The sequence below is a fragment of the Cellulomonas massiliensis JC225 genome (genome assembly GCF_000312005.1).
Taxonomy (GTDB): Bacteria; Actinomycetota; Actinomycetes; order Actinomycetales; family Cellulomonadaceae; genus Cellulomonas; species Cellulomonas massiliensis.
Window position 1 is genome coordinate 209428 of sequence record NZ_HE978588.1, and the last position, 11775, is coordinate 221202.

The window sequence follows — 11775 nt, forward strand, 5'->3', positions numbered from 1 at the left end:
CGTGCGGCGCAGCTCGCCCTCCGCGTCCACGCCGGCGCGGCGGGCCTCCAGGACGAGCGCGAGCAGCCGATCCCCGAGCGTGTCGCCCGCGGGCGCCGGCAGCTCGAGCCCCGCCCGCTCGGCGCGGCCGGCGAGCTTCTGTGCGCGCGCCAGCGCGCCGAGCGCCAGCGGGACCCCGTCCAGCGCCGAGGCCCGCTGCTTCTCCTGCTTCTTGAGGGCGTCCCACTGGACGTGCAGCCCTTCGTCGTCGTCCGCGGCGCGGGCGTCGGCGAACACGTGCGGGTGGCGGCGGACGAGCTTCGCGACGAGGTCGCGGGCCACGTCGTCGACGTCGAACGGGTCGTCGCCGTCCTCCTGCGCGACCCGCGCGTGGAAGACCACCTGCAGCAGCAGGTCGCCCAGCTCCTCCCGCACGCCGGCGCGGTCGTCGGCCTCGATCGCCTCGGCCAGCTCGTACGCCTCCTCCAGCGCGTACGGCACCAGGGAGGCATGGGTCTGCCGGGCGTCCCAGGGGCAGCCGCCCGGGGACCGCAGCCGGTCCATGACGGCGACGAGCTCGAGCAGCGCGGCGCCGGGCGCAGGCGGCACCGGCGCGCCGTCGCGGCCGGGCACCCCGGCGGCCGTCACGCCGCCCCGGGTGCGCGCCGGCGCGGGGTCACGGCGTCGGCTCCTCCGTGGGCTGCGGCGTCGCACCGCCGGCCGCACCCGGCTTCGTGATCCACGCCGGCGTGGTGGGCGCGACGAGCATCCCGTTCGGGTCGAAGGAGCCGAAGCGCGGGTTCACCTCGACGTCGGCGGACTGCATGGCGGCCGTGGCCGCGGCGGCGGCCTGCGGGTCGTCGGCCGCGCCGAGGTTGTTGAGGGCGACGACGTAGCGTCCGACGAGCACCGACGAGTCGTTCCAGTCGGGCGCGGGCGCCGCCTCGGTGCCGTTCGCCTGCGCCGCCTGCTGCACCACCTGGTCGAGCAGCGACACCGCGGCGTCGTCCGAGACGCCCACGCCGGCCTCGTCCGCGAGCCGCGAGTAGACCGGCTCCTGGATCATCGCCGCGAGGATGTCGCTGCTGGCCGCGGCCGGCAGGTACGGGTGCAGCTGCTCGTAGGCGGCGCCGACCTGCGCCGTGGTGATGGTGCGGCCGTCCACGGTGGCGGCGACGCCCGGCGCGCCCGAGCACCCGGCCAGCCCGCCGGCGAGCACCCCGGCGGCGACCACGCCACCCAGCCACGTCCGCCTGCCTGCACGCCACCGCACCACGGGAACCTCCTGCATCGTCGCCTGGTCGCCGACATCGTAGGCCCGCGCGCCGCGGCCGCCCGACCACCCCCGCCGCGTGCGGGCCGTCAGTCGTCGGGGCTCGTCGCGTGGCGGTCGAGGAACGCGTACACCTCGGTGGCGTCGACGCCGGGGAACGCGCCCGTGGGGAGCGCGGAGAACACCTGCTGGTGGATGCGCGCGCTGGGCCACGACGCGTCCGCCCAGCGGGCCTGCGCGTCCGCGGGCGGGCGGCGGCAGCACGACTCGTCCGGGCAGGTCGAGACGCGCCGCACCGTCGTGTCCCGGCCGCGGAACCACTTCGCCGCCGCGAACGGGACGCCCACCGAGAGCGAGAACTTGCCCGACGCGGCGACGGCCACCTGCGTCGAGCACCAGAACGTGCCGGCGGGCGTGTCGGTGTACTGGTACGACTCGGTCGCGTGGTCCCGGCGCGAGAGCGCCTCCCGCGCGCCCCACCGGCGGCACACCTGCTGACCCTCGATCGCGCCGGTGACGTCGGACGGCAGCGGGAGCCCGTCGTTCGCGTAGCCCCGGAAGATCGAGCCGTCGTCGCCGACCCGCAGGAAGTGCAGCGGGATGTCGAGGTGCCGGGTCGCCAGGCTCGTGAAGCGCTGGGCCGCGGCCTCGTGGGTGACCCCGAAGGCGTCCCGGAAGTCCTCGATCGCGAGCTCCTTGGACCTCTTGCGCTGCTCGAGGAACTCGACGGCGGCGGACCGGGGCATGAGGCAGCCCGACGCGAAGTAGGTGATCTCGACGCGCTGGCGCAGGAACTCCTCGTAGGACCGCGGGCGCTCGTGGCGCAGCACGCGGTGGGCGATCGCCTGCAGGGCGAGCGAGCGCAGCCCGTGCCCGCCGGGGGTCGAGGCCGGCGGCAGGTAGATCCGGCCGTGCTCGAGGTCGGTGACGGTGCGCGTCGAGTGCGGCAGGTCGTCGACGTGCCGGATCTCGAGCCCGAGCTGCTCGGCCATGCGGGAGACGGCGCGGTGCGTGAGCGGCCCGGACGTGTAGCCCGCCGCGCGCGCCATCCGCTCCGCGAGGTCCTCCAGCTCGGGCAGGTAGTTGTCGCGCTCCTGGCGCTCGACCCGCAGGAGCGTGTTGACCCGGCGCGCCTCCTCGGGCGTCGCGATCGCCTCCAGCTCGCGGCGCGCGAGCTCGTCGTGCAGGCCGACCAGCTGCTCCAGCACGGGCGTCGGCACCGAGCGGCTCGCGCGCACCGTCGGCAGCCCGAGGCGCGCGAACGACCCCGTGCGCTGCGCGCGGTCCAGCGCGATCTCCAGCGCCGCCCGTCGCGAGGGCGGCTCCGGGTCGAGCAGGTCGTTGAGCGGGACGCCCAGCGCCGTCGCGACGTCCCGCAGCAGCGACAGGCGCGGCTCGCGGCGACCGTTCTCCACGAGCGACAGCAGGCTCGGCGTGACGCCGACCGCCCGGCCGAGCTGCTCCAGCGTCAGGCCCCGGCTCGTGCGCAGGTGGCGGACCTGGCGGCCGAGCGTCAGCGCGTCGGGGCCGGCGGCGGACGCGTCGGGCCTGTCCTCGCCGGGCTGGGCACCGGGCCGGGAGGCGGGCGGGGCGGTGGGCTCCTGGCGGAAGGACGGCACGAGCCTCACGGTACGTCAAGAACCGCGAATCTTGACACCCGCACGGCCCGGCGGAGCGTTAGTCCTTGACACAGGATCGAGAGGAGCCGGTCGGCGGTGCCGAGAGCACAGCCGACGCACCACCGACAGGAGCCCCGTGATGACCGCCGCGACCACCGCGCCCGCGCTGCCCGACCTGCACGACACCCGGCCCGACGTCCGCACGTGGGTCGCGCAGGTCGCCGACCTCGCGGAGCCGGACCGGGTCGTGTGGTGCGACGGCTCGGCCGCGGAGCGCGAGCGCCTCGTGGCGGAGATGGTCGCCGCCGGCACGCTGCTCCCGCTCGACCCGGAGAGGCGCCCGAACAGCTTCCTCGCACGGTCCGACCCCGACGACGTCGCGCGCGTCGAGTCGCGCACGTTCATCTGCTCCGAGGACGAGGAGGACGCGGGCCCGACGAACAACTGGCGGGAGCCGCGGGTCATGCGCGCCGAGCTCGCGGGGGTCTTCGCGGGCGCCATGCGCGGCCGGACGATGTACGTCGTCCCGTTCTCGATGGGGCCCGTCGGCGGACCGCTGTCGCACCAGGGCGTGCAGGTCACCGACTCCCCGTACGTGGTGCTCAGCATGACGGTCATGACGCGCGTCTCCCCGCGGGTGCTCGACGTCATCGACGCCGGCGCCGACTGGGTGCCGGCCGCGCACTCCGTGGGCGCTCCTCGGGAGGACGGCGAGGCCGACGTCCCGTGGCCGTGCAACCCGCGCAAGTACATCGCCCACTTCCCCGAGACCCGCGAGATCTGGTCGTTCGGCTCGGGGTACGGCGGCAACGCCCTGCTGGGCAAGAAGTGCTTCGCGCTGCGGATCGCGTCGGCCATCGGTCGCGACGAGGGCTGGCTGGCGGAGCACATGCTGCTCGTCCGGGTCACCTCGCCCGAGGGCCGGCGCTACCACGTGGCCGCCGCGTTCCCGTCCGCGTGCGGGAAGACGAACTTCGCCATGCTGCAGCCCACGCTGCCCGGCTGGACCGTCGAGACGCTCGGCGACGACATCGCGTGGCTGCGCCCGGGCCCCGACGGCCGGCTGCACGCGATCAACCCGGAGGCCGGGTTCTTCGGCGTCGCCCCCGGCACCGGCGTCACGACGAACCCGACCGCCGTGCGCATGCTCGAGCGCGACGTCGTCTTCACCAACGTCGCGCTCACCGACGACGGCGACGTGTGGTGGGAGGGCCTGACGCCCGAGACGCCCGAGCACCTCGTCGACTGGACGGGGCGGGACTGGACCCCCGGGTGCGGCCGCCCGGCCGCGCACCCGAACTCGCGGTTCACCGTCGCCGCCGCGCAGTGCCCGTCGATCGCGGACGGCTGGGAGGACCCGGCGGGCGTGCCCGTCGACGCCGTCGTGTTCGGCGGTCGTCGCGCGACGAACGTCCCGCTCGTCGCGCAGTCCTACGGCTGGGAGCACGGCGTGTTCATGGGCGCGACGGTCGCCTCGGAGCAGACCGCCGCCGCCGAGGGGACGGTCGGGGAGCTGCGCCGGGACCCGTTCGCGATGCTCCCGTTCTGCGGCTACAACATGGCCGACCACTGGGCGCACTGGCTGCGCGTCGGCGACGGCCTGGCGCCGGAGGGGCGGCCGCTCGTCTTCCAGGTCAACTGGTTCCGCAAGGACGCGGACGGCCGCTTCCTGTGGCCCGGGTTCGGCGAGAACTCCCGGGTGCTGGCGTGGCTCGTCGGTCAGGTCGAGGCCGCGCGCTCGGGGGGCCCGGGCGCCGCGCGGCCGACCCCGGTCGGCCTGGTGCCCGCCGCGGGGGCCCTCGACGTGGACGGGCTCGACCTGCCGGACGCCGACCTCGCGGCGCTGTTCGAGGTCGACCCCGAGGCGTGGCTGGCCGAGGCCGAGCTGACCGAGGACTTCTTCGCGCAGTTCGGCGACCGGCTGCCGGACGCGCTGCGGCACCAGCTGGCGCTGCTGCGGGAGCGGCTCACCCGCTGACCCGCGTCCCGCCGGAGGGCGGTCCCACCGGCCGCGGCCGGGCCGTGGACGACGAGGTCCACGGCCCGGCCGCCGTCAACGTCGCTGCGACCCGCGCGTCGCGGCTGCCGCGGCCCCGGCTCCCGAGGCCGTCCCCGCCTGCGCCGCGGCCGAGACGTCGCCGCGCACCACCGCGTCGACGAACGTCCGCGCCCACAGGAGCAGGTCGCGGCCGTGCAGCGGCTTGCCGCCGATGCGGGCCGTCGTCGGGAACGGGACGAGCACCGTCCGCAGCGCCGGCTTGAGGACCGACCCGGGGTACAGCCGCTTGAGCCGCAGCTGCGCCGAGTCCGGCAGCTCGACCGGGGCGAACCGCACGAACTTGCCCTGGGCGGTGATGTCCGACAGCCCGGAGGACCGCACGTGCTGGCGGAACTCGGCGACCTCGAACAGGTTGTCGACGGCCGCGGGCACCGGGCCGTACCGGTCGAGGAGCTCCGCCCGCACCTCGCCGAGCGCCGCCGCGTCGGCGGCCGTCGCGATCTTGCGGTAGGCCTCGAGCCGCAGCCGCTCGTGCGCGATGTAGTCGTGCGGGATGTGCGCGTCGACGGGCAGCTCGATGGTGACGTCGGGCAGCTCCTCGGGCTGGTCGCCGCGGAACGCCGCCACGGCCTCGCCGACCATGCGCACGTAGAGGTCGAAGCCGACGCCCTCGATGTGCCCCGACTGCTCGCCGCCGAGCAGGTTGCCGGCGCCGCGGATCTCGAGGTCCTTCATCGCGACGGCCATGCCGGCACCGAGGTCGGTGTGCGCCGCGATCGTCTGCAGCCGGTCGTGCGCGGTCTCCGTCAGGGGGACCTCCGGCGGGTACAGGAAGTACGCGTACGCGCGCTCGCGGCCACGGCCCACGCGGCCGCGCAGCTGGTGCAGCTGCGACAGGCCCAGGCGGTCGGCCCGCTCCAGGATGAGGGTGTTGGCGTTGGAGATGTCCAGACCGGTCTCGACGATCGTCGTGCAGACGAGGACGTCGAACCGCTTCTCCCAGAAGTCGACGATGACGCGCTCGAGCTGGTGCTCGTTCATCTTCCCGTGGGCGACCGCGATGCGGGCCTCGGGGACCAGCTCGTTGAGCCGGGACGCCGTGCGCTCGATCGAGTCCACCTTGTTGTGCACGTAGAACACCTGGCCCTCGCGCAGGAGCTCGCGGCGGATCGCGGCGGCGATCTGCTTCTCCTCGTACGGGCCGACGAACGTGAGCACGGGGTGCCGCTCCTCGGGCGGGGTCGCGAGCGTCGACATCTCGCGGATGCCCGTGACCGCCATCTCCAGCGTGCGCGGGATGGGCGTCGCGCTCATGGCGAGCACGTCCACGTTCGTCCGCAGCGCCTTGAGCGTCTCCTTGTGCTCGACGCCGAAGCGCTGCTCCTCGTCGATGACGACGAGGCCGAGGTCCTTGAACCGCACCGACCCGGACAGCAGCCGGTGGGTGCCGATGACGACGTCGACCGAGCCGTCCGCCAGGCCGTCGAGCGTCTCCTTGCTCTCCTTCTCGGTCTGGAACCGCGAGAGCGCGCGGACCGTCACCGGGAACGCGGAGTAGCGCTCGCTGAAGGTGTCGAAGTGCTGCTGCACGAGCAGCGTCGTCGGGACGAGCACCGCGACCTGCTTGCCGTCCTGCACCGCCTTGAAGGCCGCGCGCACCGCGATCTCCGTCTTGCCGTAGCCGACGTCGCCGCACACCAGCCGGTCCATCGGGACCGTCTTCTCCATGTCGGCCTTGACCTCGTCGATCGTCGCGAGCTGGTCCGGCGTCTCGACGTAGGCGAACGCGTCCTCGAGCTCCCGCTGCCACGGGGTGTCGGCGCCGAACGCGTGGCCCGGCGTCGCCATCCGCGCGCTGTAGAGGCGGATGAGCTCGGCGGCGATCTCCTTGACGGCCTTGCGCGCGCGGCCCTTCGTCTTCGCCCAGTCGCCGCCGCCCATCTTGTTGAGCGTCGGCGCCTCGCCGCCCACGTACTTCGTCACCTGGTCGAGCTGGTCGGACGGCACGTACAGGCGGTCGCCCGGCTGGCCGCGCTTCGACGACGCGTACTCGATCACCAGGTACTCGCGCGTCGCGGCGTTCGCCCCGGCGCCGACCGTCCGCTGGACGAGCTCGACGAACCGCCCCACGCCGTGCTGCTCGTGCACGACGAAGTCGCCGGGGCGCAGCTGCAGCGGGTCGACGACGTTGCGACGCCGGCTCGGCATCCGCCGCATGTCCCGCGTGCTCGACCCGGCCCGCCCGGTGAGGTCGGACTCGGAGAACACCGCGAGGCGCAGCGGCTCGGCGACGAACCCGGGGCCCACCTGCGCGGGCACCACCAGGACGACGCCGCCCTCGGGCTCGTCGTCCACGCTCGTCACCAGCCGCGCGGGCACGTCCGCCGCCCGGAGCTGCTCGACCATGCGCTGCGCCGGCCCCGGGCCCTCGGTCGTCAGGACGAGCCGCCAGCCGGCCTGCTGCAGCGTGCGCACGTCGGCGACCGCTCGGGCGACCTCGCCGCGGTACCGCTCGACGTCCCGGGCCCCGACGACGAGCGTCGTGGCGTCCTCGTGCACGGCGGGCGAGCCGACCCCCGTGTCGTCGCCCGCGGCCGCGTCCACGTCGAGCGTGAACGGCGACATCGTCCACCAGCCGAGCCCGCGCACCGCGGCGAGCGCCCGCACGTCCGCGAAGGTCGCGAACGACGCCGCCGACAGGTCCAGCGGCGTGGCCGCCCCCGCGGCGGCGCTCGTCCACGCGGCCTCGAGGAACTCCTGCGTCGTCGCGACGAGGTCGTGCGCGCGCCGGCGCACGCGCTCGGGGTCGACGAGCACGAGCAGCGACGCGTCGGGCACGAGGTCCAGCACCGGGACCATCTCGTCGACGAGCACGGGGGCCAGGGACTCCATGCCCTCGACGGCGATCCCCTCGGCGAGCTTGTCGAGCATGTCGACCGCGCCGGGCAGCTGCGGCACGAGCTCGCGCGCCCGGGCGCGCACGGCGTCCGTCAGGAGGATCTCGCGGCACGGCGGCGCCCAGACGCCGTGGTCGGCGATCTCCAGGCTGCGCTGGTCGGCGACCGAGAACCAGCGGATCTCCTCGACGTCCTCGCCCCACAGCTCGACGCGCAGGGGGTGCGACTCGGTCGGCGGGAACACGTCGACGATGCCGCCGCGCACCGCGAACTCCCCGCGCCGCTCGACCATGTCGACGCGCTGGTAGGCGGCCGCGACGAGCCGCTCCCCCAGGTCCGTCAGGTCCACCCGGTCGCCCACCCGGATCTCGACCGGCTCGAGCTCGCCCAGGCCCGCCACGACCGGCTGGAGCATCGCGCGCACGGGCGTCACCAGCACCCGGATCGGCCCCGTCAGCCCCGGCTCGTCGGCGGGGTGGGCGAGCCGGCGGAACACCGCGAGCCGCCGCGCGACCGTGTCGCTGCGCGGGCTCAGCCGCTCGTGCGGCAGCGTCTCCCACGACGGCAGCACGGCGACGTCGTCGTCCGGCAGGTAGCACCGCAGCGCGTCCGCGAGCTCGTCGGCGTCGCGCCCGGTGGCCGTGACGACGACGAGCGGGCGCGTGTGCCGGGCGGCGCCGCCGGCTCCGGCCGCCGCGGCGAGCAGCGGCGCGCGCACGCCGGCGGGGCCGACGACGTCGAGCTCGCCGCGCGCGCGGACGTGCTCGAGCACGGCCGCCGCGGCGGGGTCGGCCAGGAGGGCGGGGATGACTCCGGTGAGGTCCATGGGTCCTTCGCGTGCGTCCGGTCGCGCACGCGGGGCAGGCGTGCGCACGGCAAACGCCCGACGTCGGGACGACGCCGGGTGAGGGCAGCCAGTCTAGGCGCGCCCTCCGACAGCGGCTCGTGGTCCGGCCGGCACGGGCACGGCTCGCCCGCCGACGGGTGCAGGCGGCTCAGGCGGTGGCGCGCGCCTCGTCGTCGCGGCCGTCGAGCGCGGCCAGCGCGGTGCGCAGCTGCGTGCTGGAGGTCTGGATCGTGTACGGGAAGTACACGACCTCGACGCCCACCTCGGCGAAGCGCCGCTCGAGCTCGACGCCCTTGGGCGTCCCACGCCAGTCGTCACCCTTGAAGAACACGTTGAAGCCGACCTCGGCCCACGTGTCCAGCTTGTCCGGCACCGTCTCGGCGTGGACCCGGTCGACGAACGAGATGTGGGACACGATCTCCATCCGCTCGGCGAGCGGGACGACGGGACGGCGCCCACGGGCCAGCTCCAGCATCTCGTCGGAGACGACGCCGGCGATGAGGTAGTCGCAGTTCGCGCGGGCGTTGCGCAGGATGTTGAGGTGGCCGACGTGGAACAGGTCGTACGCGCCGGGCGCGTAACCGATGCGGAGCGGCACGGGACCTCCTGGACGACCGACGGACGGGTGGATCGCGGGGCGGCGACCCTGCCAGCGCCCACGGACAGACTAGGCGGAATCGGGCAACCGGGACATGCCTCGTCGGGGTGAAAGGCGGTCGGAGCGCGGAGCCGGGACCCGGCGGTCGGGCCCTCAGACCTCGTCGAGCTCGGCCGCGACGGCCGGCGTGGCGACCGTCGCGGCGCGGTGCGAGCGCGGGCGGTAGACGACCCGGGCGTGGAACGCGAACCGGGCGAGGAACGCGACGAGCAGCGTGGCCGCGGTCGCGAGCCAGGCGGCGACGTGCATCGTCGAGACCAGCACGGTCACGACCGGCAGCCGCAGCGCCGTCTCGACGTTGTTGAACAGGAACGAGCGCCAGAACCGGCTGAACGTCGAGCGGCCCTCGTGCCGCAGGTCGTGGAAGACGAACCGCTCCTGCAGCAGGAAGTTCATGACGATCGTCGCCTCGGCCGCGACCACCGCAGCCGCGAGGTACTGGGCGCCGAGGTGCGTCATGAGCCACACCAGCGCCACGTTCACCACGGCGCCGAAGCCGCCGATGATCGCGAACCGCGACATGCGGCCGAACCGCAGCGCCGCGAGCTGCAGCAGGAAGTGCAGCCCGTTGGAGAACGACGCCTTCGACTCCCCGGCCAGCCGCTCGCCGAACACGAACGGGATCTCGGCGACGCGCAGCCGGTGCCGCGCCAGGATCTCGAGCAGGATCTTGAACCCCCGCGGGTGCAGGTTCGCCAGGTCGACGGCCTCCCGACGGACCACGAAGAACCCCGTCATCGGGTCGGAGCAGTCCGCGAGGCGCACGGGGAACATCGCCCGGGTCAGGGTCGTCGACACCGACGAGACCGCGCGGCGGGTGGCGTTGGCCAGGCCCTGCGAGCTGCCGTCGCCCGTGTACCGGGAGGCGACGACGACGTCGACGCCCTCCCGCTCGGCCGTGTCGCGCAGCACGGGGACCAGCTCCGGCGGGTGCTGCAGGTCGCCGTCCATGACGACGCACCACGCCGCCGAGCTCGCCGCGAGCCCGGCCTGGACGGCGCCCGACAGGCCACCGACCGGCTCGTCGCGGTGGATCATCCGGACCGGCAGCGCCGACGTCCGCGCGACCCGCTCGATCTGCTCGGGCGTGTCGTCGTGGGAGTCGTCGACGAACAGGACCTCGGCGGAGCGGCCCTCGAGCGCCTCGCCGAGGAGCCGCACGAGCTCCGCCACGTTGCCCGACTCGTTGTAGGTCGGGACGACGACCGTGAGGTCGACCGGGGTCGACGAGCCCGACGGGGTCGGTCGGTCGCTCACGGGGCCCCCTGGGGTCGGTCCGTCGGACGGGTCTGCGTCGGGCACGCGCCGCGCGGGTGCTCGACGGCACCGCGGGTGTGCAGGAAGCCTAGGCGGCCGGACCGCCGCGGGTCAGTACCGAATGTCCCTTTTCACCCGAGTTCCGCGGCCCGGTCACCCGAACGCCTCACGCCCGGCCGAAGCGCCGGCGCCAGGCGCGCGGCATCTCGAAGAGGAACGAGAGCCCCGCGCGCTCGGCGACCGCCTGCACCCCCACGCTCGTCGCCACCACCGCCGCCGTGACGACGAGCGGCAGCACCATCGCCGCGGCTCCGGAGGCGACGACGCGCTCGACCAGCGCGCCGCCGGCCTCGTGCGTCCAGATCGTCAGCAGGGCGATGAGCAGCGGGTGCATGACGTAGACGACGAGGGTGCGCCGGCCGAGCGCCACGCCCAGCAGGCGGACGGGCGACCAGCGGACCGCGAGCGCCACGACGGTCACCGTGAACGCCATGAACGCGACCCCCCGGGCCACGAACAGCGCGGCGTCGGCGAGCTCGGAGCCGGCGAACCGCCCGAGCGCCGTGACGCCGACCGCGACGAGGGCCGTCGCGCCGAGGGTCAGCCAGCCGGCTCGTCCGGCCAGCCGGCGGATCGCGCTCGCGCCGTACACGCCGACCGCGAAGAACACGAACAGCTCGGGGATCTTCACCCACATCTGGCCCGGCGCGCGCGCGGCGTGCGCCCAGGTGGACAGCGCCACGAGCGCGGCGAGGACGAGCCACGGCGGCAGGCGCCGCGCCAGCGCGAGGAGCGGCACGTAGAGCGCCAGGGCGTAGAGGTACCACAGGGTCGTGCCGGGCACGACGAGCTGGACGAGCACCTCCCACCCGTCCACGCGGTGACGCAGGTACGGCTGCTGCAGCACGGCGTAGAACGCCGCGTAGACCAGCAGCCACACGACGTAGAGGTAGTAGTTGTTCACGCCCCGGAAGACGGTGGTCGAGCGGTGCAGCCCCTCGCGCACCTGGCGCGACAGCACGAGCCCGGAGACGGCCAGCAGCATCGGCATGCGGACGCTGCCGAGCACCGTGTTGACGGCGCCCCACACCGACCCGGCCGTCGGGTGCAGCGGGGCCTCCAGCCCGCCGACGTACCAGAGGACCGTGTGGAACAGGACCACGGCTGCGACGCAGTAGCCGCGCGTCGCGTCGACCCAGGCCAGCCGGCCCGCCGCCGGGCGGTCCGGCACCGCGGCGGCCGTGCG

The 11775-nt window shown here is 74.8% G+C and carries 8 protein-coding genes; 1 reads left to right on the forward strand and 7 read right to left on the reverse strand.

All coding sequences use genetic code 11. The annotated features are described in order from the left end of the window. From HGCM_RS00995 to HGCM_RS01005, 3 genes are all read right to left on the reverse strand, one after another. Positions 1 to 627, reverse strand: a 627-nt coding sequence (locus HGCM_RS00995) for a nucleoside triphosphate pyrophosphohydrolase (protein WP_256998707.1), incomplete at its 3' end; no start/stop codon positions are given. 28 nt (positions 628 to 655) lie between these two features. Beyond that, the gene (locus HGCM_RS01000) at positions 656 to 1252 is read right to left on the reverse strand and encodes a SurA N-terminal domain-containing protein (protein WP_147572552.1); all 597 of its coding nucleotides are present in this window, start codon (positions 1250 to 1252) and stop codon (positions 656 to 658) included. Positions 1253 to 1341: 89 nt separating this feature from the next. Continuing rightward, complete coding sequence (locus tag HGCM_RS01005; protein WP_019135037.1) at positions 1342 to 2871, reverse strand: helix-turn-helix domain-containing protein; 1530 nt, start codon at positions 2869 to 2871, stop codon at positions 1342 to 1344. 139 nt (positions 2872 to 3010) lie between these two features. Here HGCM_RS01005 and HGCM_RS01010 point away from each other — a divergent pair, with 139 nt between their 5' ends. Further along, positions 3011 to 4849 (forward strand): phosphoenolpyruvate carboxykinase (GTP), encoded by a 1839-nt coding sequence (locus HGCM_RS01010; RefSeq protein WP_019135038.1) that lies wholly within the window; start codon positions 3011 to 3013, stop codon positions 4847 to 4849. A 75-nt stretch (positions 4850 to 4924) separates the two neighbouring features. Here the strand turns inward: HGCM_RS01010 and mfd are convergent, their stop codons facing one another. From mfd to HGCM_RS01030, 4 genes are all read right to left on the reverse strand, one after another. Continuing rightward, entirely contained in the window at positions 4925 to 8593 is a 3669-nt protein-coding gene (gene mfd / locus HGCM_RS01015) for a transcription-repair coupling factor (protein WP_019135039.1), read from the reverse strand. A 169-nt stretch (positions 8594 to 8762) separates the two neighbouring features. Beyond that, positions 8763 to 9212, reverse strand: coding sequence for an FAD synthase family protein (locus tag HGCM_RS01020; RefSeq protein ID WP_019135040.1), 450 nt, complete (start codon positions 9210 to 9212; stop codon positions 8763 to 8765). Positions 9213 to 9365: 153 nt separating this feature from the next. Further along, positions 9366 to 10529: a glycosyltransferase gene (locus HGCM_RS16290; RefSeq protein WP_019135041.1), complete on the reverse strand. Its 1164-nt coding sequence runs from the start codon at positions 10527 to 10529 to the stop codon at positions 9366 to 9368. Between the two features lie 166 nt (positions 10530 to 10695). Next, a partial coding sequence (locus HGCM_RS01030; RefSeq protein ID WP_019135042.1) for an acyltransferase family protein occupies positions 10696 to 11775 on the reverse strand: 1080 nt, incomplete at its 5' end.

Bases quoted from the DNA above. Each gene is read 5' to 3' on its own strand.
- mfd (WP_019135039.1), bottom strand. From the start codon at position 8,593: ATGGACCTCACCGGAGTCATCCCCGCCCTCCTGGCCGACCCCGCCGCG.
- HGCM_RS01010 (WP_019135038.1), top strand. From the start codon at position 3,011: ATGACCGCCGCGACCACCGCGCCCGCGCTGCCCGACCTGCACGACACC.